Source organism: Listeria aquatica (assembly GCF_014223975.1).
Lineage (GTDB): Bacteria > Bacillota > Bacilli > Lactobacillales > Listeriaceae > Listeria > Listeria aquatica.
Map to the genome: position 1 here is coordinate 361,641 of NZ_JAARRM010000002.1, position 22,629 is coordinate 384,269.

27 protein-coding genes are annotated in these 22,629 nt (G+C 41.3%); 2 read left to right on the top strand and 25 right to left on the bottom strand.

From position 1 onward, the window contains the following. Positions 1-27 precede the first annotated feature (27 nt). From HB912_RS07640 to HB912_RS07660, 5 genes are all read right to left on the bottom strand, one after another. The gene (locus HB912_RS07640; RefSeq protein ID WP_185373488.1) at positions 28-1,119 is read right to left on the bottom strand and encodes a threonine aldolase family protein; all 1,092 of its coding nucleotides are present in this window, start codon (positions 1,117-1,119) and stop codon (positions 28-30) included. 13 nt (positions 1,120-1,132) lie between these two features. Next, entirely contained in the window at positions 1,133-1,471 is a 339-nt protein-coding gene (locus tag HB912_RS07645; protein ID WP_036070277.1) for a nucleotide pyrophosphohydrolase, read from the bottom strand. 124 nt (positions 1,472-1,595) lie between these two features. Beyond that, positions 1,596-2,147, bottom strand: a complete 552-nt coding sequence (locus tag HB912_RS07650) for an NADPH-dependent FMN reductase (protein WP_185373490.1) — start codon at positions 2,145-2,147, stop codon at positions 1,596-1,598. Positions 2,148-2,226: 79 nt separating this feature from the next. Next, positions 2,227-2,976, bottom strand: coding sequence for an alpha/beta fold hydrolase (locus tag HB912_RS07655; RefSeq protein WP_185373492.1), 750 nt, complete (start codon positions 2,974-2,976; stop codon positions 2,227-2,229). Positions 2,977-3,123: 147 nt separating this feature from the next. Next, positions 3,124-4,560, bottom strand: coding sequence for an aminotransferase class I/II-fold pyridoxal phosphate-dependent enzyme (locus HB912_RS07660; protein ID WP_185373805.1), 1,437 nt, complete (start codon positions 4,558-4,560; stop codon positions 3,124-3,126). Positions 4,561-4,686: 126 nt separating this feature from the next. On the opposite strand from HB912_RS07660, the gene pdxS reads away from it, so the two are divergent. Both pdxS and pdxT read left to right on the top strand, forming a co-directional pair. Beyond that, entirely contained in the window at positions 4,687-5,574 is an 888-nt protein-coding gene (pdxS, locus tag HB912_RS07665; RefSeq protein WP_185373494.1) for a pyridoxal 5'-phosphate synthase lyase subunit PdxS, read from the top strand. Between the two features lie 2 nt (positions 5,575-5,576). Beyond that, positions 5,577-6,149, top strand: a complete 573-nt coding sequence (gene pdxT, locus HB912_RS07670) for a pyridoxal 5'-phosphate synthase glutaminase subunit PdxT (protein WP_185373496.1) — start codon at positions 5,577-5,579, stop codon at positions 6,147-6,149. 213 nt (positions 6,150-6,362) lie between these two features. On the opposite strand, the gene HB912_RS07675 is transcribed toward pdxT, so the two are convergent. From HB912_RS07675 to HB912_RS07770, 20 genes are all read right to left on the bottom strand, one after another. Beyond that, on the bottom strand, positions 6,363-6,665 hold the full coding sequence (locus HB912_RS07675) for a hypothetical protein (protein WP_185373498.1): 303 nt from the start codon (positions 6,663-6,665) through the stop codon (positions 6,363-6,365). An 18-nt stretch (positions 6,666-6,683) separates the two neighbouring features. Next, the gene (locus HB912_RS07680; RefSeq protein ID WP_185373500.1) at positions 6,684-8,609 is read right to left on the bottom strand and encodes an HTH domain-containing protein; all 1,926 of its coding nucleotides are present in this window, start codon (positions 8,607-8,609) and stop codon (positions 6,684-6,686) included. A 33-nt stretch (positions 8,610-8,642) separates the two neighbouring features. Next, positions 8,643-9,689, bottom strand: a complete 1,047-nt coding sequence (locus tag HB912_RS07685; protein WP_185373502.1) for a tyrosine-protein phosphatase — start codon at positions 9,687-9,689, stop codon at positions 8,643-8,645. A 1-nt stretch (position 9,690) separates the two neighbouring features. Continuing rightward, positions 9,691-10,515 carry a PTS system mannose/fructose/sorbose family transporter subunit IID gene (locus HB912_RS07690; protein WP_185373504.1) on the bottom strand — a complete coding sequence of 275 codons (825 nt, stop codon included), beginning with the start codon at positions 10,513-10,515 and terminating at the stop codon, positions 9,691-9,693. Then, positions 10,512-11,285 (bottom strand): PTS mannose/fructose/sorbose/N-acetylgalactosamine transporter subunit IIC, encoded by a 774-nt coding sequence (locus HB912_RS07695; RefSeq protein ID WP_185373506.1) that lies wholly within the window; start codon positions 11,283-11,285, stop codon positions 10,512-10,514. The genes HB912_RS07690 and HB912_RS07695 overlap by 4 nt, the downstream gene beginning before the upstream one ends. Then, entirely contained in the window at positions 11,286-11,756 is a 471-nt protein-coding gene (locus HB912_RS07700) for a PTS sugar transporter subunit IIB (RefSeq protein WP_221635668.1), read from the bottom strand. Continuing rightward, positions 11,740-12,171 (bottom strand): PTS sugar transporter subunit IIA, encoded by a 432-nt coding sequence (locus tag HB912_RS07705; protein ID WP_185373508.1) that lies wholly within the window; start codon positions 12,169-12,171, stop codon positions 11,740-11,742. Before HB912_RS07705 ends, HB912_RS07700 begins: the two co-directional genes overlap by 17 nt. A gap of 181 nt (positions 12,172-12,352) precedes the next feature. Continuing rightward, on the bottom strand, positions 12,353-12,787 hold the full coding sequence (locus HB912_RS07710; protein WP_185373510.1) for a universal stress protein: 435 nt from the start codon (positions 12,785-12,787) through the stop codon (positions 12,353-12,355). 11 nt (positions 12,788-12,798) lie between these two features. Next, complete coding sequence (locus tag HB912_RS07715; RefSeq protein WP_185373512.1) at positions 12,799-13,164, bottom strand: DUF1622 domain-containing protein; 366 nt, start codon at positions 13,162-13,164, stop codon at positions 12,799-12,801. A 156-nt stretch (positions 13,165-13,320) separates the two neighbouring features. Then, the gene (locus tag HB912_RS07720; protein WP_185373514.1) at positions 13,321-13,506 is read right to left on the bottom strand and encodes a hypothetical protein; all 186 of its coding nucleotides are present in this window, start codon (positions 13,504-13,506) and stop codon (positions 13,321-13,323) included. 32 nt (positions 13,507-13,538) lie between these two features. Then, positions 13,539-13,808, bottom strand: coding sequence for a YiaA/YiaB family inner membrane protein (locus HB912_RS07725; RefSeq protein ID WP_185373516.1), 270 nt, complete (start codon positions 13,806-13,808; stop codon positions 13,539-13,541). A gap of 182 nt (positions 13,809-13,990) precedes the next feature. After that, a complete protein-coding gene (xylB, locus tag HB912_RS07730) occupies positions 13,991-15,466 on the bottom strand; it encodes a xylulokinase (RefSeq protein ID WP_185373518.1) in 1,476 nt (491 codons plus the stop codon). Between the two features lie 15 nt (positions 15,467-15,481). Further along, a complete protein-coding gene (locus HB912_RS07735; protein ID WP_185373520.1) occupies positions 15,482-16,456 on the bottom strand; it encodes an aldose epimerase family protein in 975 nt (324 codons plus the stop codon). A gap of 56 nt (positions 16,457-16,512) precedes the next feature. Then, positions 16,513-17,040 (bottom strand): D-lyxose/D-mannose family sugar isomerase, encoded by a 528-nt coding sequence (locus tag HB912_RS07740; protein WP_185373522.1) that lies wholly within the window; start codon positions 17,038-17,040, stop codon positions 16,513-16,515. A gap of 19 nt (positions 17,041-17,059) precedes the next feature. Beyond that, a complete protein-coding gene (locus tag HB912_RS07745) occupies positions 17,060-18,157 on the bottom strand; it encodes a PTS fructose transporter subunit IIC (RefSeq protein WP_185373524.1) in 1,098 nt (365 codons plus the stop codon). Positions 18,158-18,219: 62 nt separating this feature from the next. Beyond that, positions 18,220-18,522: a PTS fructose transporter subunit IIB gene (locus tag HB912_RS07750; protein ID WP_036070246.1), complete on the bottom strand. Its 303-nt coding sequence runs from the start codon at positions 18,520-18,522 to the stop codon at positions 18,220-18,222. Between the two features lie 17 nt (positions 18,523-18,539). After that, a complete protein-coding gene (locus HB912_RS07755) occupies positions 18,540-19,412 on the bottom strand; it encodes a ketose-bisphosphate aldolase (protein ID WP_036070245.1) in 873 nt (290 codons plus the stop codon). 29 nt (positions 19,413-19,441) lie between these two features. Further along, complete coding sequence (locus HB912_RS07760; protein ID WP_036070243.1) at positions 19,442-19,903, bottom strand: PTS sugar transporter subunit IIA; 462 nt, start codon at positions 19,901-19,903, stop codon at positions 19,442-19,444. Positions 19,904-19,905: 2 nt separating this feature from the next. Next, entirely contained in the window at positions 19,906-21,375 is a 1,470-nt protein-coding gene (locus HB912_RS07765) for a BglG family transcription antiterminator (RefSeq protein WP_185373526.1), read from the bottom strand. A 403-nt stretch (positions 21,376-21,778) separates the two neighbouring features. After that, a complete protein-coding gene (locus HB912_RS07770) occupies positions 21,779-22,627 on the bottom strand; it encodes an aldo/keto reductase (RefSeq protein WP_185373528.1) in 849 nt (282 codons plus the stop codon). Positions 22,628-22,629: the final 2 nt, after the last annotated feature.

Genomic DNA, 22,629 nt, shown 5'->3' on the forward strand with positions numbered 1-22,629 from the left:
TTTTTCTGCATTATACCAAAGAAAATCTCATTTTCGCAAAGCCTGCGCGAGTTCTAGAAACACTTCCTCTAATTTCTCGCGTGAAATGTCTTGAATCGCATCCCCAAGTGACAACTCAAACTGGCAAGAACCCGCAGAAGTCCCGTCCCGCAAATTTGCGACAATTCCAACATCCGTTTTTTCCTGCACCGCGGTAAAAATCGCTTGCATCTCTTCCGTTTCCCGGCTAACATGCACATGAAACATATTCGAAACAGGAACTTCCGGCCGAGTTTTCACATCTTGGAGCGCATTAAATTGCTTGGCAAGCGCTTTACTTGCTTCGAAATATCCAGCCATTTTAGGCAAGCGTTTTTCCAAATAATAATCAGCCGCAAGAATATAAGGATATAAACTGATCAAGTCTCCGCCATAACGCCGCTTCCAAATTTTAGCTTCCTCGGTGAATGCCGCTGTCCCGGCGAGCACAGCTCCTGCGACGCCACCAATTCCTTTATAGAAGGAAACATAAACGCTATCGAAAAGCGCACATACTTGATCGGAAGTTTTTCCATAGTAAGGCAAGACTTCAAACAGTCGAGCACCATCCAGATGCAGAAAAATGCCATTTTGCTTAGAGTAATCCGAAATTGCTTCTAATTCAGCAAAATCTGGCAATTCCCCGCCTAATTCTCGCTGCGGTAGCTCAATCAAAATAGAAGAAACCGAATTCCCTAGTTTTTCAACATCCGAAAAGCGCATCAACCGATTAGCCTCGCCCAGAAGAACTGGCTCCATTCCGTGTATTTTCTTTAAGCCATCTTGTTCATGAATCTCAAGGTGCGCAAGCGGATGATATGCGGCTGGCAGACTGTTGCGTTGATCTGACCAAATACGTAAGGCAATTTGCTGCGCCATTGTACCACTTGGAAAAAAGACCGCCGCTTCTTTCCCCAAAATTCGTGCCATTTTCTGTTCAAACTTCTCAATCACTTCACCGCTACCATACATATCACTTGCGAGTTGCCCGTCCACATTTTGAAGCGCTTCTTTTAGCACGCCAACATTCCGCGCACCGCTTCCTGCAAGCTTAAACGTGGTTGCTTGATAGCTTTCCTTCATATCCTCCGCATTCGTCATTTGGATTCTCCTCTCAAAGTTCCGTATATTTCGCTTTCGTATTACGGCTTTTCCCAACTGGATATTTGATCGCATTTTTCTCAAGTTTTTCTTCGATAATTTGCTCAATATCAAGCCCAAGATCATCTGCCAACATAATGCTATAAATCAACACATCGGCAATTTCTTCTTTGATATTTTCACTGTTTTTCTGGATGGCCTCATCGCTTGTTTTCCACTGAAAATCTTCAAGCAGTTCCGCCGCTTCGATACTGACAGAAATCGCCAGATCCTTAGCTTTATGAAATTGTCGCCAGTTGCGCTCTTCCCTAAATTGATTGATTTTTGCTGTTAAATTTTCAAGTTCATTCAACTTGGTTCACTTCTTTCTGCCTTTTCGTTTTATCTGGTTAACACTCTTCATGGTGTTATTATAGCAGATTTTTCGCCTAGATAAAAAAACTGCGAGCCTTTAGCTCGCAGTTTTTACACATTCATTATTTAGTCAATTTTTCAAGGAATGCGAGATAGCTATCCAAGATCGTTTGGAAAAATTGTTCTGTTCCTGGAACAATCGTGCCATCTTCAGCAATGGAATCCGTAATGTGACCCACATAAGCTTCTGGCTGTTGTAAAGTAGGGACGTTTAAAAACACAAGTGATTGGCGCAGATGATGGTTGGCTCCAAATCCGCCAATAGCTCCCGGAGAAACGGTTACGACAAGCCCCGGTAACTTATCCCAAACGCTCTTACCAAATGGTCTTGAACCAACATCTAGCGCATTTTTCAAGACTGCTGGAACTGAGCGATTATATTCTGGCGTTACAAAAACTACACCATCTAGTTGCTTCACTTCTCCGCGAAACTTTTGATAGCTTTCTGGAACCGGTCCAAAATCATCATAATCTTGGTTATAAAGCGGAAGCTCGCCTAATTCTACAAAGACAGCTTGATAGCCATCTGGGAGCAATCTCGCAAAGGACTCCGCCACTTTTTTGCTATACGAATCTTTTCTTAAACTTCCTACAAAAAATCCAATTTTCTTCATTTTCTTCTAGCCTCCTGTTGTTTTATACCTTTTTCCATGCCGCAAAAATGGTTCGAAGCCTGACCTGCGGGTTCTTGCCTTACTTTTTCGCCGCCAAAAAGTTTGCTGCCGCATCCATTGTATCAGTATGCACAAGATGTTTCTTACCTTCCCCGATTTCAAACACGATATTCTTGCCGTATTCTTTACCCTGATTCACTGCAACGAAACGCTTCACTGAGTCGATTGGGATTTTAGGATCCTCCGTCCCGTGCCAGAAATAAATCGGGCGTCCTGCTAAAAGCTCTGGACGCAAGCTTAAATCAAATTTTTCTTGCCAACTCATTAAATCAACGTAGCTTTGTGGGAAATCAACGTTAAAAGCGCGTGCGCGTTCAATGCCGCGATTGCGGTAGTCAACGATTGCCGGTTCGCCCATTAAGCAAACTGCGGCCTTGATCTCAGGATAATGCGTCAGCAAAGCGCACGTCGTGATGCCACCCATCGAAAGCCCGCCAACATAGACCCGGCCGTTTGTAAGACTTTCTTTTTCGTAATGCTCACAAAGCGTTTCAAATTCAAATAGATTTCCTTGGATACTATTCCAAAAGGTAACTGATGGGATCGGCGATAGCGTTTGCTTACGTTCGCCGTGATTCGGTGCATCTGGCAGGCAAACCCGAAATCCTTTTGCCGCAAGCTTTCTTCCCTGCGTTAAGACAAGCTCTTTATTAATTTGCCAGCCGTGATAGAAAATAACAAGCGGTAGCCTTTCCCCCGCCAGTTCGTCTCGCACAACCTCTAACACTGGAATGGTATGGATTTGCTTTTTTACGACTTTGTTCGCCATCTTGTCGTCCCTTCTTCTCTTGTTTTATTCACTTTCAAAAAGTTAGCTACTTATTTACAATAACATACAAAGGGTAAATTACATTGAAAAGTGCTCACTCGACATGTGTTTTCGGGACACAAATCGAATAATACCCACTCGCCATTTCTAGCTTTTCGCTTCAAGAATCTCTGCAAACCGCTTCGCTGCTTCTTCTGCACTTGTTTCCGTCACACGCGCAAAGGTAAGCCGCATGACGCTTCCTTTTTGTCCGAATACAAAACCTGGCATCACGAGCAATTTTTGATCTAGAAAACGATTGAAATCGCGAGCGGTTGTTTGATTAAGTTGAGGAAGCTCTATCCACAAATGAAAGCCACCGAGCGGAAGCTTATACTGCAATTCACCAGGAAGATATGCTTCAAGTGCCTCGACTAGCAAATCACGTCGTTTTTTCAGTTCCGCGCGTAAAAAAGCCAAGTGTCGTTCAAAAGAACTCGATTCGAGTACAAAACGTGCAAGAACTTGCGGAAAGATACTCAAACCGAAGTCCATCTCTTGCCGTGCTTCCGCCAGCCGATTTACAACAGCCGCTGGTCCATCCAGCCAACCAATTCGTGTCGTTGAGCCGAGAATCTTAGAAAATGAACCAATGTAAAGCACATTTTCTTCATCCAATTTTTTCAGTGGCGTAATGCTTTGATTGGTTTTGAAGTGAAGTTCACCAAATGGATCATCTTCAACGATGGGGATTTGGAGTTTCGCGCAAAGCGAAACGAGCGCTCGCCGCCTTGATTCCGTCATCAAATTCCCCGTCGGATTTTGGAAAGTCGGGTTCGTGAAGACCATTTTAATCCGGTGCTTGCGGTAAAGCTGTTCGAGTTCATCAGGCTTTGCCCCCGCCTCATCCATTGGCAAGGCAAAAATCCGAAGCCCTGCAGACTGAAACAAAGGCAGCGAATAAAAGTAGGAAGGCGCTTCAATTGCGACCGCATCCCCTGGCCTAAGTAAGCATTGCGTGATCAGAAAAATCGCCTGTTGAGCGCCGGAAGTGACAAGGAGTTGGTTTGTTTCCCGCCTCAAACCAGTCGTACGAAACATTCGCCGTCCAATCGCCTCACGAAGCGGCAAGTAGCCCAGACTTTGATTATTTAATTCTTCCGCAAGAAAAGACTGCCACGAGAGGCTTGGGGTCTCAATCTGCGGTGTCAACTCGATCGGAAGCTCCCCTGTCGCAAGATCGATCACCTTCTCTGGATGCGCCATTTTCAGCGCCTGAATCGCATCCAAATAAGGATTTGCCGTATTAAACGCCCCGCTATCCACATAATGGCGCCAGTTCGTTTTGGCTGAATCAAACAGCCCCCATTTTGCTTCATTAATCCGTGTCCCGCTTCCTTGCGTCCGAATCACTTTCCCACTTGCCGCAAGCTCATCTAGCGCCCGCACAACAGTCGAACGATTCACATTCAAATACTCCGCAAGCTTCCGCTCAGGCGGAAGCTTCTCACCCGGGAGAAGCTCCCCTTTTTCAATATGCTTCTCAACCAAGCGGATAATCTGCTGATAAAGAGGTAAATCCATTTGCTTCTCAAGTCGCCAAATCATACAGCTTCCCTCCCACTCAAAATTGGATGGGTCAATTTACATCCAATTGGCCGTTTGCGCTTAATTGCCCTTAGCTTATCATAGGAAAGGTAAGAGCGCAATTTTGAAATGGAGGGTATCTAAATGGAAAAAGCAACAGGAACTGAAAAAGTAAAACGTGGCATGGCGCAAATGCAAAAAGGCGGTGTCATCATGGACGTCATAAATGCCGAGCAAGCCAAAATCGCGGAAGAAGCTGGAGCTGTAGCCGTGATGGCGCTAGAACGTGTACCATCTGACATTCGTGCAGCTGGCGGTGTGGCTCGAATGGCCGATCCAAGAATCGTTGAAGAAGTCATGAACGCCGTTTCCATTCCCGTCATGGCCAAAGCTCGGATCGGGCACATCACAGAAGCGCGCGTGCTTGAAGCAATGGGCGTAGATTATATCGACGAAAGCGAAGTCTTAACCCCTGCCGATAATGAATATCATTTGCTAAAAAGCGATTTCACCGTACCCTTTGTTTGCGGTTGCCGTGATCTTGGCGAAGCCTTGCGCCGAATTGGAGAAGGTGCGGCGATGCTCCGGACAAAAGGCGAGCCAGGAACCGGAAATATCGTTGAAGCCGTGCGGCACATGCGGAAAGTAAACAGTCAAATCAGCCAAATTTCAGGCATGAGTGATGATGAACTGATGGTTGCGGCAAGAAACTTAGGGGCTCCCTACGAACTAATCAAAGAAGTGAAAACGCGCGGCAAATTACCCGTTGTCAATTTTGCAGCAGGCGGTGTAGCGACTCCAGCCGATGCCGCTTTAATGATGGAACTTGGCGCAGATGGCGTCTTTGTCGGTTCCGGAATTTTCAAATCTGACAACCCGGCCAAATTTGCAAACGCAATCGTGCAGGCAACTACGTATTATGAAGACTACAAATTGATCGGCGAACTATCAAAAGAACTTGGAACTGCCATGAAAGGCATCGAAATCACTCACTTACCGCCGGAAGAGCGCATGCAAGATCGGGGGATTTAACATTGAATGCGAAAAAAATAGGCGTATTAGCCTTACAAGGTGCTGTAAGCGAACACCTAGCAGCCATCCAAAAGCTAGGTGCTGCACCCGTCTCCGTGAAGCGTCTCGAACAACTTGAAGCGCTTGATGGCTTGATCTTGCCTGGCGGCGAGAGCACCACAATGCGTCGGCTCATGAAGCGTTTCGGGTTCTTTGAACCGCTTCGCACTTTCCATCAAGCAGGAAAAGGGATTCTTGGAACTTGTGCAGGGATGGTGCTTGCGGCGCGAGAAACAGATAGCGGGGAAGAAAGCCTCGGTTTGATCGACGCCAAGGTGATTCGGAATGGCTTCGGGCGGCAGAAAGAAAGCTTTGAAGCACCGCTTGCGATTGAAGGCATTTCAGGTGGACCCTTCCAAGCAGTTTTTATCCGCGCACCGTATCTCGAACAGCTTGGAAAAAAGCCTGAGGTTCTTGCAAGAATCGATGAAAAAATCGTTGCGGCGCGACAAGAAAACGTTCTTGTGGCTGCTTTCCATCCAGAATTAACGGACGACTTGCGCCTTTTGGAATATTTTATCCGCGAATGTATTTAAAAAGAGGCTAACTATAAAATAAAAAGAACAGAATCGTCAAGCATATCATTTTTTCAAATGACGCCATTAAACGATTTCTGTTCTTTTACTTTTAAATGGTTATCTTCATTAAAATGGGAAAAAACAAGCCCACACCGAGAAGGTCAAAAGTAAGAATTTAAATAGCCGCCAATTTTCAGAGAACTCATCTGAATCCGCATTGTCGCCCCTCTCTTATTCCTGTTCTTGTTGGAACGCAAAAACGCCCTCTTCGGCTGATAAGTTTTCAACAAAGTCTTTCTGCCATTTAATTTGAACCTGCTTTTCTAGCGTAATTTTGACAGACGTTACGAAATTCGAAAAACTTTGCAATTCGCATTCCTCCTCGGTCAACTTGAATAAGCACGAAGGCGGCTCGCCACCAAAATTAAATGGATTTTCTTCCAAGAATAGCGCGATCCCTCCCTCGCCATCTCTAAACACACGTACTTCTTGATTCGATTGAACTTTCCAACCAAAAGCTAGTTCTTTTTCCATCGTCTTCACCTCATTTTTTTATAAAAACAGCTGTCCGTAAGAAGAAATCCTCTTCTCGCAAAACGCAGCTAGTTTTTCAGGGGTCTCAGCCAGACAGTTGAGAATATTAAGCAACATACGCATCTTCTGTTTATTCTCCGCAATATTCAGGTTGATCTTCAGATAAAAGTCAGCCTCAGCATTCTGTGCTTCGTACGAAAAAATCTGAAATTCTTCTTGTCTAGAACAAAGATTTAAGCATATATGAATTGGTATCTTCCCATTTAGCTCCAGTCTCTCATAACTCATTCCTTCCTGAAAAAAGGCTTCAACTGGAAAAACTTGAAATTTATAAGTGAGCGGTATTGTTTCAAAAGAAATTGGCGGAAGTACTTCATCATAGTCGTAAGCTTCCAAGAAAATATGCTTTAACGAATCTACATATTCAAATTCCGTCATGTTTTCTTCTGCAAAGTAAATTGGCTCATATTGGATATTCATATTTTTACCGTAGTTCGAGCAAAGATAATAATCATAATGATGATCGTTTGAAAAATCTAATTCGTATAAAACGCGTGTTTCAATTTGTTCAATGTACTCAGAAAAGTAGCGTTTCAAATTAAATTTTAGTTGTTGAGTACTAAGTCTACCATCAATAGCAATAATCGCCAACTTTAATTTGCGATGCGTAAGTACAATCCGGTTAAGCATCCCAAGAAACGTACTAAAAATCATATGTTGCTCCCGTGTAGAAAAGTGATAGCCATATTTTGTCGCAAATTCTTGGTAAATTTGCTCCATAAAAAACTGAAGAAGTGGTTCCTCATCATTCATCCGAATTTTTTCGTATCCCAGATCCACACTATCTGAAACCTGCCATTTAATTTTCAAGCTAATCGGAATCATGATTTTAAGCAAATCCTTCATGCACGTATAGTCATCAAACACATCCATTTGTATTTTTTCAGACAAGCGTCGGAATAAAAAATTTCGCGTTTCTTCACCTCGTTCAAATAACGTATCATAATTTTCTTTCGTACAATCACGAAAACGATACAAATCAGAACTAATCACCGCAATGTCAGTCAAAAACTCAATCACTTCATCTGAAAAATCAAAACCCTCAAACTGATTCTTCAGTTTCTGCAAAAGTTCGGAAACAAGAACAAATTCTTCCGTTTCCCGAAAACTAAACTCAATCTGCGGTAAATCAAGTAAAACAAGCTTTTCTTTCAACATTTGATTTCTAAAATATAATAAATACACGAAAAAGCGCTCCGCATTGATATCTGAAAAAACGACCCGTGAGTGAATCATCGTCTTATAGAAAACCTTACGCAAGCGCTGTTTCTCTTCTGGATCACAAAAAAACAGCTCATTATAGGCCGAAATGCCAAAATCGGGGTTCGCCGCTTTATCAAAATATTTGTACGAACGAATGGTTAGCATTACTTTCCGAAACTTATCGCCATCAATTTTTACTCCATAATGTGGCCGCGTACGGAAGTAAAGCCCGTAATCCGAAACGATTTTTTTCACCCTGTAAATTTCCTTTGTTAACGAATTGGTGCTAGCAAGCTCATGCTGAATAATTTCTAGCTTAACAAACTCCTCCGTCGATAATAGCCGACGAACGATATACTGCACACGTAAATCAAACTCACTATCAATCGTCTCAGATTGATAAATTTGAAAAAACCCTTTTAATTCACTTTCCAGTTCCGGGTCCAAAATTGCCAATTTGTACCCCTTAGAACGCTTAGAAAGTAACGGAATTTCCAAATCATCTAGTTCATCTTTTAACGCCTGAATATCATTTTTTATCGTTCTTGATGTAACGCCAAGCTTACTAGCTAGTTCTTCACTTTTCACATAATCTTCTGCACGCAACAAAAGGAGAAAAAGTACTTTAAATCTAGGTTTACTATTCAGAAATTCTAACTGTTTAGCTAAATTCGCCGCCATTTTTCTCCCTCTCTTCACTGCTATTTATTTTCATTATACTAAATAGTTTTGCTTCAAGCTATCCACTTCCGCATCAGACAACCCAAGTGCTTCCTTCGCGTAATTTTGAATCGAGCCAAAGCTTGTTTCAATTTTTTCAATCGAAGCCTCAATAAATTCCGGACGCGTATCAATAAGCGAGTATAAATAATGCAAAACCTCTTCATCATCGGTTAACTCACGGTACCTTGTCATCTTCACGCGATTCCGTTCCTCACGATTTGCCGCTGTCAACATATAATCCGCAACTAAATCTGCTTTCTGAACGCCAAGCACACCAAGCAGTAGCATTGCACCAAATCCAGTTCGGTCTTTTCCACCGCGACAGTGTTGAACGATCGCAGCTGCTTTTGGATTCACAGCAATTCGAAGCATCTCGGCAAAAGCTATCTGTGATTTTTCCTGAAAAACAAAATTTTCATACTGTTTCATCACAATATCATAGCGATTCACTAAAGTTCCATTTTGCTTTTGCGCAATAATCTCGCGAATTAAATTCTGGTCTTCCTCTTGTTTAGAAGAAGAAAATTGAGCTGAAAGTTCCGCCGTATGTGCCGCCGGGTCTAACTTATAAGTTTGAACATTATCCGCAAGGTCACGGTTTGGATATTTTTCAATTTCATCATCGCTACGATAATCAATCACTGTGTGGATACCCAGTTGCCTCAAATATTCAACTCCCCGGTCCGTAGCGTTATATAAGTGATCTGAGCGATACAACTTGCCCCATTTTACCATTTTACCATCTGCTGCCGAATATCCCCCCATATCCCGAAAATTGTTCATTCCTTCAACAGGAAGCGTTCGTTCCGCAACCATTTGCATGCCGCCTTGAGCGGATTCCACTAAAAAATAAGAACGCACATTTGCACCACTAAGTGCTACCGAAAACTCAGGAGCATCCGCCTCAAGCAAAAACTGCGGCTCTAAATCATCTAAACTCTTTAAATGATAAAGCTTTACTGGACTAGAATCGGGAGATGAGGCTTTAAAGATAAATCTGCCGTTTTCCACCTGCTCGACCGAATATTTCTCTGTCATTTTATTTACCCAAAACACCAAACATCGTGAGAAGAATTGAAATCACCATGATCCCCAAAATAAGAAGCGGGGCGTGCTTTCCTTTCGTTTTTTTCAAAATAAAATAAACTGCAATCGTAACGAGCAAGCTAAAGAGTCCAGGCATCACCTTATCAAACATCTCTTGAAATTTAATCACATTTTTTCCAGCTGAAATTTCCGCGACAACATTAACCTTCACAACAGAAGCAATTAACGCTCCAATCACCATCAGCCCGACCACATTGGCCATCGTCGACAGCCGTTGCAAAAGATCGCTTCCGCCGCCATTAATCATCTCCATGCCTTTCGCGTATCCAAGATGAATCCCATAATATTTCGTCGCCACATTGACGACATTGTAAAGTAGGAACATTAAAATTGGTCCAATTACACTGCCATTTAATGCAAGCGACGCTCCGATACTTCCACAAATCGGCAACCAAGTAAACTTCAAAATGCTGTCTCCGATCCCAGCAAGCGGACCCATCAGCCCCGTTTTAATCGCCGTTACTGTTTCCTTCTCTTGCTCTGGCGTTGTTTCCTCAACCGCCGCAGCAACGCCTAAAATCAATGCATCCGCATTGACATGACTATTAAAGAATTCCAAATGACGTTTCATGGCTTCAACACGCAATTCTTTTGGCTGATCCTCATAAAGTCGCTCGAGTACAGGAACAAAACTGGATAAAAAGCCAATCGCCTGCATCGATTGAAAATTATTTGTGACATTCAAAAGTTGCATCCGCCAAAAAACTTTATTTAAATCTTGCTTCGTAATTTTGTGAGTTCCAATTTCTGCCGTCATAAATCATAATCCTCCTCATCTGCTGCTGTTGCCCCTTCTTGTACTGGCACGGTTTTATTTTGCTGTGCCAAATCATAAATCACGGCAAGCGGTAGCGCAATCAACGTAATCGGAAGCACCGACAAATCCAAGTAAACAGCAAGCGTAAACCCAGCAATTAAAAACGTCCAAAGAGCACCTTTCTTAAGCATCATCAGCATCAAAAGTCCAATCCCGACAGATGGTATAATCGCCCCTGCAATGCTTAGTCCATTCATAATCGAATCTGGAAGTGCCTCAACCACCTTATCAATTACCCCAGCGCCAAAATAAATCGCTAGAAAAGTAGGCACTGCCCGAATCAAAAATGCGATACACATGGGAATATAGTTAATCCGAAAAACACGTCCAAAGTCGCCCGTATCCGCAATGCGATCTGCAATCGGATTCAAATAAACAATCCCCGAACGATATAAAATTAGCAGTTGTTGCGCGAGAAGCGACGCCGGAACAGCGAGCGCAACAGCTGTAGCCGTTCCACCTGATGAAATCCCAAGGGCCGTCCCAATTGCTGTCCCAGAAATAATATCAGGAGCAGAGTAAGCCCCCACATTCCCGATTCCCATCCACATGACTTCAAGCGTTCCCCCAATTAAAAGCCCGGTTTTCAAGTCCCCCATGATTAAACCAACAACTGTCGCAATGAGTAGCGGACGACGAATCATTTGTGTACCGATATCATCTAGTGCACAAATACCAGCCCAAATCGAAACTAAAAGAGCAGTTAGCATCTAGAGCACCTCCTTTAAATCGACTTTTTCATCATTGGGAACCATTTGCACTGTTATCTCAAGTCCACGTTCTAAAAGCGCTCTGAATGCCTCTTTTTCAGCTTGCGTGACAGCTACCGCCTTAGTCAGCCGCTCTCTGCCTTCCTGATAACGCATTCCACCAACATTTAGCATTTCAATCGGAATCCCATTTTGAACAGCTTCCAAAACATCTTCGCTCGTCGAAAAAAGTAACATCGTCCGTCTTGTAATAGCTGTCGTTTGAATGATTTCACCAAATTTCTTAACAGGAAAAGCTTTCACTTTGATTCCTTGCGGAGCAGCCATTGCCAAAATGTTTTTTTGCGTCGCATCTCCTGCAATTTTGTCATTTAATACGATAATCTGTTCAATTTTGTATAAATTGGACCAAGTGGTTACCACCTGTCCATGAATAAGTCGGTCATCGATTCTACTAAAGCAAATCATCATCGTCCACTTCCCTTTCCAAATCCCTTTTTGTTCGAATCGAGAGACCTTGTTCGTAAGCCTCTTCAATTAGTGATTCAAGTTTATCTAGCGAGTTTGTCCGATTCATTAAAATTTCAAGCAAAACCGGCAAATTTATTCCAGAAACAAGTAACGCCCCTTCTTGCAATAAAAATTCACTTGCGAGATTTGTCGGTGTTCCCCCGACAATATCTGTTAAAATCAGCAAACCCTGTTTTCGGTCAAGCTGTTTCACTTTCTCGTGCATTTCCTGTTTCAGCGAATCGAGTTCGTCTGTCACAACAATACTCATCGTCACGTAATTGCTTTGCTTACCCACAATTAGCTCAGCGCTTTCTATTGCAGCTTTCGCAAAGTTGCCATGACTCATAATTAAAAGAGCAATCGGACTTTTCATTTCACTTTCTCCCTTCCTATATTTCACTATCAATACTTTTTATCAGTACATATTTATTTTATTTCCAAGAGTAAACGTTTTCAATACAATGTTTTTCACCATATAAAGGGAAGTCTCATTAAAAGAGACAAACAAAAAAGAACCGCTGCACCCGCAACCGTTCTTTTTCAAAAGCTATTATTTAATTTACAATCAACACGCTACAAGGAGCATGTTTCGTAACGTAAGCTGATGTCGATCCAAGCAACATTCGCTCTACAGCATTTTTACCTGTTCTACCCAAAATAATCAAGTCGATCGCGTGCTTCTCTGCGTACTCGACGATTTGTTTACTTGCGTCGCCTTCTGCTGTTACTTTTTTAACAGGTTTTTTCACATCTGTACTTGCCACAAGTTGGTTTAAGTAGGTTTCAGCTATCGTCTCAAATTCATCCGTTTCTGGTAAAATTTGGTATTCTGGTGATAAATAAAATTCTTGATCATTCGGTAATGATTGATCTACCACAGCAAGCAGAGTGATTTCTGCTTTCTCCCCGTATTCGAGCGCCTCCGAAAAAGCGTGATAGGATTTCTCAGAACCATCTACTGCTACTAAAATTTTGCGTTTTTCTGTCATACAATCTCTCCTTAGTTGTCCTCAGATTCTTTAATTTCTTTTGTCAAAAAATAGGAAATAACCGTTCGAATAACAACGATTAGACCAAGCATCATAATATCCTTGAACGTTGGCTTAACAATGGTTTCAATAATATCAGCAGCAATAAGAACTTCCAAACTGAGTAGCACATAACTCCCCAACTTGTTCTTAACTGAATTATTCATCCTTACAATATCTTGTTTTTTCCCTGGTTGAACAAGTTTACTTAGCAAAAACCAGACAACATGCGCGACCCCAATCACTAAAATAAGAATCGAGATCAAGTTGAGAATTAAAACAAGCCACTCTATTACCGGCAAAAGAAACCTCGTTAAGTTTTCACTTTGTCCAAACATTGGTTGTCTCCTTTTTCATTATAATAAAAAAATTTTACTTTATTTTCAACTTATACCCTTTTATTCACTTTTTATTTATAAAAAAACTTACTTTGCTCAAAATAAAAACAATCTGCAAGTCATCCAAACTCACAGATTGCTTTTCATTTAATTCAATTAGACAAGCGTTCTTCCTTTTAGGAGTAAAATCAGTAGAATAACTACACTTGCACCCATACAAGCTCCTTGAATGATGGAAAAAGCACTATAACTCATTCCAAAATTCTTTTTCTTAATAAGTGTATGTAGGATAGCCGTGCAAATCGTATAAAGAATTGCTAAAACAAATAGTAGGATCAACATGCTGTAACACTCTCCCTTTTAAATAAACTCTATTATTCTTGGCTAGTTTGATCGCGTTCCACGTCAACAGCGCGAAACATCTGGTTGTATCGTTCTTCATCTTCTTGATTATCACGTACTACTTTGGCGACAGTGAACGCTGAAGAAACCAGGCCAATGGATGCCATAAAATAATATCCTTTAACCATTAGTGGTTCTTTTAATGTAATAAGCCCAATAATCATCAATGCTAGAAACGCTAAAAAGGCTCCCCACGCCAACAATACGAATGCTGGTGAATTTCGATAAGCTTTTCTTTTCATCTGTTTTCTCCTTTTTTGTTATTTATTTACGTCATTAGTTTACTATATCTATTGATGATTTAATGTGACAATTTTTCGACATTTTCATTTACTATTCTATACTTTTTTATATAAAAAAATAAAAAAGCATGCAAAAAAACAGTTGAGTGCATTCATACTCACATACGCACCCAACTGACTTTTCATTTCCTTTTCTTACTCCATTGATTTTGCAGCTCACTTTGTTCTAAAAAACGTTGATAAGCTTCCCTGTAACACACAATATTTTCTTCAACAGGCATAAGAACCTTTCTTAGAGGATTAAATTTCGCCAAAATCTCTGACGCGTCCCTGCCCTCTACACCTTGAATTGCGCACATAAGAGCTCCAAACGCTGGCCCTTCATCAAGCGTGAGCACCTCCATTTTCGTTTCAAAAATATCCGCAAACATTTGAAGCCACAACGGATTTTTAACAACACCACCCGTAATCCGAAACGTCTGAATCGACTCGCTAAGTTCCATCTCTTGATAGACATTTTTAAGTGAAAATGCCACCCCCTCAAGAATCGCCCGAACAATATCCTGACGCGTATGATTCGCTCTTACGCCCGTTATAGAAGCACTCAAATAGGGATTGAAATACGGACTACGTTCACCGAATAAATACGGATTGAACACAACACCATTCGCCCCAATCGGAACTTGCGCAAGCTCGCTTGTTAATTCTTCAAAATCTTCCTCAGGTGCAAAAACCTTTCTAAACCATTCGAGGGAATAACCCGCAGATAAGGTTACACCCATTTTGTAGTCCCATCCAGAAATAGCGGAATTAAAATAATGATACTTTCCAGTGACTCTCTCTGCCCGCTTTGAATAGGCAAGCACGACGCCTGATGTGCCCACTGAAATCAATCCTTGTGATTCTGGATGACTAATATTGCCTAACGCTCCGCAAGCGTTATCTGCCCCACCCATGATAATTCGAACATCACTTTCAAGATTAAATTTCTTTTTAAGTGCGGGCTTTAATTGCCCCACCGTATCCAGAGATTCAGCAATCCTCGGACATTTCTTTACATCAATTCCCAGCTCTTCAAGTAAAGAAAGATCCCAAATATGCCGCTTCACATCGTACAAAATGGTTCCAGAGGCATCTGAACGGTCAGTAAAAACCTCCCCAATTAAATAATAAACAAGATAATCCTTTGGCATCATGAATTTCCATGTTCGCTCAAACAATTCTCTCTCATTACGCTTGACCCATAATAGTTTAGGCAAGGTGAAGCCTTCTAGCGCTCTATTTTTTTCAACTTCTAGCAAATGCTCCAAATAAGTCTCATTTAAAAATTCCACTTCCGCAACCGTTCGCGTATCATTCCATAAAATCGCATTTCGAAGTGGTTTCCCTTCATCATCTAGCAACACTAAACTATGCATCTGACCAGAAAACGAAATGGCTTCTAGATCACTCGCAAGTTGTGGCACTTCAAGTAACAACTGACTAAAAGCATCATCAAATGCTTGTAGCCAGTCCTGCGTGTTTTCCTCGCTGTAAAGAGGCTCTTCTGAAAGAATACTAAATGGGCTCGTTGTCGTAGCTAAAATTGTCCCATCTCCTCTTGCTGCAATCATTTTGATTGAACTGGTTCCTAGATCTACCCCGATATAACACGCCAAATCACTCACTCCTTTTTAAAGAATTTCATACTCTGTGAATGTATAATAATCGTCTGTTAAATACTCCATCGCTTCGTGAACATAATTGGGTTTACGCTGCATTTCAAAAGTGATCCCTTGATACTTGGTCATGTGACGCCCGATGTTTATAGGAGTCGGTGCTGTGATTTTATTGGCTGTATAAATCACACAAGCTTCTTGGTTCGAACGAATTACAAGTTGATTCGTTTCCGTATCATCTGTTAGTTCAATTTTAGGCATTTCAATATCGTCTGGCTCTTTAAAGCAATACGCCAAATCAATTCCTCCTGCGCAAATCTCGGATAGCTCTGTTCCAAGTTGAAAGGCTTTCCCCACTTCCGCACGAGAATTAAAGTTAAACGGCGCATAATCAGGCTCCCCATCTCCGAAATCGACATAACCTTTCGTTGGAACAAACTCAGAATCAATAAGCTGCAAACTCGCCTCTGCCGTTTTCAGTTGGTGCGTCTCAATAGTTGTTTTATCCGCATTCAAATTAAAAAAAGCATGATTGGTTAAATTGCAGATGGTTGGTATATTCGCTTTGCCGTACATCTCGATACGAAACCGATTTTTCTCTAGCCTATAAACGAGCCGAAATTGCATATTTTCATACGGTGATGCGGTATCCACAAAGTTAAGTTCATAGGCAGAACCGTGAAGCCTTTCTACTTTCCATTCTTGAAAGTGCAGGCCATTTTGTCCGCCATGTAAGTGAAGCTTCCCCTCATTACAATCAAGCTCCACTTTTTCCCCCGCCGCATTTGTGTAAAAAGGTGGAGAAGTCCGTCCGGCATTTCGACCAATCGTCGCTCCCAGAAAGTAAGGATTCGTTTGGTATTCATCCAAATCCGCATAATGGATTAAATAATTGGTATCCGTTTTTTTATTGATCATTTTCGTTAAACAGCCGCCTCGTGCTATAAACTCTATCCGAACTTCATCATTTTCAATTTGGTAAGTTTTCATGCTTCACTCCAGAAAAACAGACTTGAACTCGAGATAAGTCCAAGTCTGCCAACTCTTTATTCCGTCACACGTTTAATATTTGGATTGGTAAAAATATCGCTTGGATCATCACTTGGCGTTGAAAATTCAGAAATAATCGCCCCTTCTTCGCCAGCTTGAAACCAGTGAAGTGTGTTTGGCTCAATCGTAAATTGCTCACCAGGATTCAGCTCAATTTCGTGTCTAACCGTATAATAGGCTTCTTGTCCTTCCGGAATTTGGCTTTTGATGCTTTTCGTATTTTCCTCGCCTTCCACATACAGATAGACTTTTCCTTTGCGGCAGCGGAAAGTTTCACGTTTTCCTTCAATTTCCTGGTTCACACCTCGTCTTGGATGCCGATGTTCTGGACAAGTCTGCCCCGGTAAAAGCGCCATTTCCTTCGCACAGTAAGTATCGTTATTGACATAAACAATTAAATTCAATCCTTCTGTTTCCAACCGGTTTAATCCAAAGTCTGCGTAGTCAATGCTTGTTAGCTCTTCATCCGTGAACGCAATCCCAGAATCTAGAAAAGCTTGCTTTATTCGCGCTTGATAATCCATGTACTTCCACTCCTAGCTATTAATTAATTTTAAGATCGTCCCAAGAAATTTCTTCTTCCTCTTTTTCTTCAACAATAATTTCTGCATTCGGATCGACTCGCTTTTTAAGAACCAGAATGGAAACGGCTGTTACAAGCGAACCAATCGTGAGTGCAGCAAGGAATGCCCATGGATTTGTCATCGTTGGAACAGCGAACATTCCAGATGCCGGAATGTGGCTATCTGCTCCCCAAAGCATGCTTAAACCTCCTCCAACGGCTCCGCCGATCCCAGTAGCTATCACACAACGCAACAAGTCATTTAAAACAATCGGGAAACACCCTTCTGTAATTTGACAGATTCCCATCGGAAAGGCCGTTTTCAAAGTTTCCACTTCTTGTTTGTTGAAGATATTTTTACGAACCACTTTACCTAAGAAATAAGCAATTGTAAGTCCGAATGGCGTTACCATTGAAGCGAGGATCAACACCGTTATCGGTTCATAAATCCCTTCAGAAAAGAGCGCGAAAACAAAGGCAAACACCACTTTATTAATCGCCCCGCCGTAGTCAATCGAAGCGAGCACGCCGATGATCGCTCCGTATACAAAAAGTGAAGATGTATTCAAGTTGCCTAAGTAATTAGTCAGCATTTCGGTAAACCACGTAATTGGCGTTCCGACGACATAATACATCACGATTCCAGCCAGAAGCGTACTGATAAATGGAATCACAAGCGTCGGCATCAAACCTTCCATCCAGCTTGGAACTTTAATATAAGTGACTAATAAAACCACAATAATACCTGAAATATAACCGCCCACTAAGCCACCAAGGAAGCCTGTACCAATTCCATTTGCTACCATCCCAACGATTAGTCCAGGCGCAATACCTGGCTTATCCGCAATCGAATACGCAATCGCCGTCGAAACGATCATTGGCAGTAAGCCGAGCCCGTATCCTCCCATCGTTGTTAAGGCATCAGAGAAGGAAAAGCCATCCTTGAAGCTTTCAATATTTGCTCCACCTGTCATGTTCCCAATTGCAAGCAAGAAACCAGAAGCCACTATGATCGGCAGAAAGAACGAAATGGCTGTCATCAGATGCTTTTTAAAACCGATATTTTTAAGCGCTTTCATTATTTTACCTCCTAAAAGCAAGGCACATTGGTTTCCGTAACGCACCTTGCTTATTTTTTGTTTTAAACCTGTTCTACTTTTTCAACCAATTTAGTCGGCGATTTAACCACTAAACTCGTTGGCACTTCTACAACTTTTTTATCCTTAAATCGTTCCCGACCATTCACTTTGATGTCCGCTGCGATGATCACAATATCCGCGGCATCAATGTCTTGCTGTGTGAGCGCATCTTGCGTCCCAGCAAGCCCTTGCGTTTCGATATGAATTTCGTGTCCTCTATCTTCCGCCGCTTTAGAAAGTTTTTCCTTCGCAATATAAGTATGCGCAATACCTGCCGTGCAGGCTGCAATACCAACAATTTTCATCAGTCCAACCTCCCCTTCTAGTTAAAATAATGTTTGGCTTGATCGATCGAATTAAACAATTTAATCTTTTCAAGTGCGACTTTTTTCGTTTCTTCCATACATTTCGGGAAAAGAACGTTCGGTTCGCGAATTTCTGAGTTACCCCCATTTAAAATTTCGCGCAACTTATTCGCAAAAACAATCTTGATGTCACTTGAAATATTAATTTTGTTTACCCCCATCGTTACAGCTTTGGCAATTTCTTCGTCTGGGTTGCTTGAACCTCCGTGTAAAACAAGCGGGATATCCGTTGCTTTTTCAATTTCTTCCAAAATATCGAGACGTAGTTTAGGATCAACGTCTTTCGGATAAATACCATGCGCCGTTCCAATCGCAACCGCCAAACTATCAACGCCTGTTTTATCAATAAAGTCTTGAGCCACTTTCGGATCGGTATAAATGACTTCACTTACGCCGCCTTCAACCGTATTCCCCGTATCGCCAATCGTTCCAAGTTCTGCTTCAACAGAAACCCCCACCGGATGCGCTGCAGCCACTACTTTTTTCGAAATCTCAACATTTTCTTCATAAGGCAAGTGGGAAGCGTCGATCATAACCGATGTAAATCCAAGTTGAATCGCATGAATCACTTGTTCATAGCTTGCCCCGTGATCTAAATGGATACAAACCGGGATTTTAGTATGATTCGCTAAGAACTTCACTTGATCTACAAAGCTATCAGTTAAAAAGCTTAATTCATCAGGGTGAATCGCGATCATAACTGGCGACTTAGCTTCTTCACATGCCTCCATCACCGCATTTAAAAGTTGACCAGATCCCGCATTAAACGCCGGAACCGCGAATTTTCTTTCTTTTGCTACCGCCATAATTTCTTTTCCAGATACTAACATAATTTCCTCTCCTACTTTCCTTTTGTATTTTATTTATTAGTAATCAGTTGATACATTTCATCCACTGACGTAACTCCCTTTAAATCATCTAAAAAGTCTTCATCCGCTAGCAGAGTTGCCACTTGTTGAAGGAGTAACACATGTGTCGTGTTGATATCCGAATCTTTGACTGCGAACAAAATGATCACTTCAACATCCTCACCGTCGAGCGTTTCCCACTTGATCGGTTTTTCTAGCGTAGCCACCGCAATCGTTGTCGTCTCAACTGAAGCAGACTTCCCGTGTGGAATAGCGATTCCTTGACCAATTCCCGTTTCCCCTTCCGTTTCCCGCAGATATACATCCTCTAAAAAAGCCGCTTCATCTGCAATATAGTGATTTTCATGAAGCAAATGAATAAGCTCCCTCAAAATCTCGTCCTTATTTCCCGCCTTTGAGTTAATTAAAATCAACTCTTTATGAATGACTTCTTCTAATACAACCTTTTCCATAATTAAGTCTCCTTTATCATGTAATTAATTTTCTGTATATCTTGGCTTGTCAATAATGGACTTATTGTTAAAACTGGAAGATTTACTGAATTTAGTGGGACTCGTAAAGTCGAAAGAATCAAATCAATGTTTTCATCCAGAAACGCCTTATTATTTTTCATCTGCCTTTGACTCATCGTAGCCACAATATTGATATTTTGGACATTCTTTTCTAAGCGAATCTTTAGCAGTTCCGATGTTCCAATCCCTGTTGAACAAACTAACAGCACATTTTTGGCTTTGTTCTTGCTTAACTTATATTTTTCAAAGTAAAGCGTGAGATACCCAATCTCTTCCTCATTAATCTTTGTTTCAAAAGTCAGCTCCTTGTTGATTTCCGAAATAATAGCCTTGAGCTTATAAAAAGTATCTCGATATTCCACTTTCTCCTCTTCCAGCAAATTATTTTCTACCGTGATGCCGCTTCTTAGGCGGCTAAGCATCGGGAGCGTGTGCTGGTAAATATCCTCATACAGTGAGCGACAACTTGGTAAGAGTGACTTATCCGAGATATTGAAAAAACTAGTTATCAACTGATTGGAGATTAATTCTGCTAAACTTTTGTCTACATTACTGCTTTCTCTTTCTTGGATATTAATCGAATATAGATTTTGGAAAATAAAGAATTCTTCCATTTCACTTAATTCGAGATTCAAATAACTTTCAATATTCCCTTTGATTTGCCTAGCCACATTAGCTAGCCTTCTATTGGTATCAAGCAGCTGCAACTCATCGAATTCCAGCGGCTCTTGCCTTTTGAGATAAGCAACATCCCCCTCACGATAACGTTTGAGCAACATATAAATATGCGTATAAAGCGTGATGTCGTAAGGATAATTGATTGTTTCGCCAATGGTTTCCTCAAGAAGCGCCAACTGCTTATCAAGAAAATACTTATCAAATTCATCAAGTTCGATCCCAATTTCCCCAAGCGCATTCAAATTGTGTGTTTCCAAAATAATTTCATGAATCGCCTTTCGAATATCTTGTTCCTTCCCCTCAATCCAAACATAATCCTGATTCATGTAAAGATTAATGCGATAGCAAAGCAATCGCTCTTCTAATTTTTTCATAAGCCGCTCTGCCGTACTTTCACTTACATATTCAAACTTAAAAGCTTCGCGACTTTTTTTGTTGGGGTGTTTATACATTAACGATAGCAGTAAATCATTTAACTGATTTTCCTCTTTATAGTCGATCGACTGTTGAATATTGATATTGATGAATTCTGGATTCAAAATGTAACCTTTGCCCGCTTCCGATAAGATAAGCGGTTTTTGATAATCAACTTGCACAATGTCATTGATTTTTTTCACTAATCGATAAATGGTTTTGTTTGAAACGAAAAGTTGACTTGCTAACTCACCGGCTGAAGTAAATGTTTCATAATTTAATACATTTAATAAGTTGCTCTCGTTTGTACTAAAAATCATTTCAACCACCTCACAGTTATTATTATAAGAGTTTTGTATGCGTTTACACGTCAATCTATGTCCACAGAGACGGACAATCACTCAAGAAGTGGTTTGTTCCCCAAGCACGCACGCCATAACTTATATTATTTTACATTTTTAATTATAATAAAAAACGCCTCCATTAATAACCCTATAACCAACTTTCGCAAGAATTTAAACGCCAAAAAGCGCTAGCTCCTCGCTAGCGCCCTGACCTTTCCTAAGCTGATCTCGCCCTTCTTTAAAATCTCTTCCATTAACTTTATCCATTTTCCCTTTGCTTCCGTACAATGCTTATCCACGCGTTTCTTTTCTTTGTAAACTTATACTTAACTAAAATAAAAAAGCTACCAATAGCCTTCTACTGGTAGCTCTTATCTCTTTATTCCAAAGTAATTCCATTTAGCCGTTCCACAAGTTGATAATTTTCACGTGGTCCTGCGCTATTTGGCGCACGATCTAAGCTCGCAATTTGCTGCAATTCTTCCTCTGTAAGTTTAAAATCAAAAATCGCAAAGTTTTCTTTGATCCGCTCTAAATGCGTTGACTTTGGAATCGCCATATTCCCAATCTGCGTTTGCCATCTCAAAATCACTTGCGGAACCGTCTTCCCGTGTTTCTTTGCAATCTCCGTCAAAACAGCATCTTCAAAAATGCCATCTTTCCCTTGATTAAACGGACTCCAAGCTTCAATCGCAACATCAAAATGAGCCGCCGTATCGCGTTGCAATGCTTGTTGGCGATACGGATGGAGTTCAATTTGGTCAAGTACCGGTTTCACTTCATGATTTAAAATCAAATCCGTAAGTCGCCCTGTAGAAAAGTTAGAAACCCCAATTGCTTTTATCTTCTCCGCCTTGTATAGTTCCGTTAAAGCCCGCCATGCCCCGTAATAATCATTATACGGTTGATGAATTAAAAAGATATCCAAATAATCCGTCCCGAGCTTTTTCGTCGAACGCTCAAAAGCTCGCATCGCCCCATCATAACTTGCATCCGTAATCCATAGCTTCGTTGTCAAAGTAATTTCACTTCTTGGAATGCCACTTTTTTGAATCGCTCGGCCAACCGCTTCTTCATTCAAATATACAGCAGCCGTATCAATCAACCGGTAACCCGTTTGAAGCGCATGTAAAACCGCTTGTTCCGCTTCATCTTGATCCGTGATTTGAAACACGCCAAACCCGAGCACCGGCACTTTTAACCCATTATTCAAAGTTTTATATTCCATCA

Coding starts and splice junctions, on each gene's coding strand:
- HB912_RS07685 (WP_185373502.1), bottom strand. CDS start 9,689: ATGACAGAGAAATATTCGGTCGAGCAGGTGGAAAACGGCAGATTTATC.
- HB912_RS07765 (WP_185373526.1), bottom strand. CDS start 21,375: ATGATTTTTAGTACAAACGAGAGCAACTTATTAAATGTATTAAATTAT.
- HB912_RS07720 (WP_185373514.1), bottom strand. CDS start 13,506: ATGTTGATCCTACTATTTGTTTTAGCAATTCTTTATACGATTTGCACG.
- HB912_RS07760 (WP_036070243.1), bottom strand. CDS start 19,903: ATGGAAAAGGTTGTATTAGAAGAAGTCATTCATAAAGAGTTGATTTTA.
- HB912_RS07700 (WP_221635668.1), bottom strand. CDS start 11,756: ATGATGATTTGCTTTAGTAGAATCGATGACCGACTTATTCATGGACAG.
- HB912_RS07650 (WP_185373490.1), bottom strand. CDS start 2,147: ATGAAGAAAATTGGATTTTTTGTAGGAAGTTTAAGAAAAGATTCGTAT.
- HB912_RS07680 (WP_185373500.1), bottom strand. CDS start 8,609: ATGGCGGCGAATTTAGCTAAACAGTTAGAATTTCTGAATAGTAAACCT.
- HB912_RS07710 (WP_185373510.1), bottom strand. CDS start 12,787: ATGACAGAAAAACGCAAAATTTTAGTAGCAGTAGATGGTTCTGAGAAA.
- HB912_RS07750 (WP_036070246.1), bottom strand. CDS start 18,522: ATGAAAATTGTTGGTATTGCAGCCTGCACGGCAGGTATTGCGCATACT.
- HB912_RS07695 (WP_185373506.1), bottom strand. CDS start 11,285: ATGCTAACTGCTCTTTTAGTTTCGATTTGGGCTGGTATTTGTGCACTA.
- HB912_RS07640 (WP_185373488.1), bottom strand. CDS start 1,119: ATGACGAATGCGGAGGATATGAAGGAAAGCTATCAAGCAACCACGTTT.
- HB912_RS07745 (WP_185373524.1), bottom strand. CDS start 18,157: ATGAAAGCGCTTAAAAATATCGGTTTTAAAAAGCATCTGATGACAGCC.
- HB912_RS07715 (WP_185373512.1), bottom strand. CDS start 13,164: ATGTTTGGACAAAGTGAAAACTTAACGAGGTTTCTTTTGCCGGTAATA.
- HB912_RS07725 (WP_185373516.1), bottom strand. CDS start 13,808: ATGAAAAGAAAAGCTTATCGAAATTCACCAGCATTCGTATTGTTGGCG.
- HB912_RS07705 (WP_185373508.1), bottom strand. CDS start 12,171: ATGAAAAGTCCGATTGCTCTTTTAATTATGAGTCATGGCAACTTTGCG.
- HB912_RS07690 (WP_185373504.1), bottom strand. CDS start 10,515: ATGACGGCAGAAATTGGAACTCACAAAATTACGAAGCAAGATTTAAAT.
- HB912_RS07735 (WP_185373520.1), bottom strand. CDS start 16,456: ATGAAAACTTACCAAATTGAAAATGATGAAGTTCGGATAGAGTTTATA.
- HB912_RS07675 (WP_185373498.1), bottom strand. CDS start 6,665: ATGGAAAAAGAACTAGCTTTTGGTTGGAAAGTTCAATCGAATCAAGAA.
- HB912_RS07770 (WP_185373528.1), bottom strand. CDS start 22,627: ATGGAATATAAAACTTTGAATAATGGGTTAAAAGTGCCGGTGCTCGGG.
- pdxS (WP_185373494.1), top strand. CDS start 4,687: ATGGAAAAAGCAACAGGAACTGAAAAAGTAAAACGTGGCATGGCGCAA.
- HB912_RS07740 (WP_185373522.1), bottom strand. CDS start 17,040: ATGGATTATCAAGCGCGAATAAAGCAAGCTTTTCTAGATTCTGGGATT.
- HB912_RS07755 (WP_036070245.1), bottom strand. CDS start 19,412: ATGTTAGTATCTGGAAAAGAAATTATGGCGGTAGCAAAAGAAAGAAAA.
- HB912_RS07655 (WP_185373492.1), bottom strand. CDS start 2,976: ATGGCGAACAAAGTCGTAAAAAAGCAAATCCATACCATTCCAGTGTTA.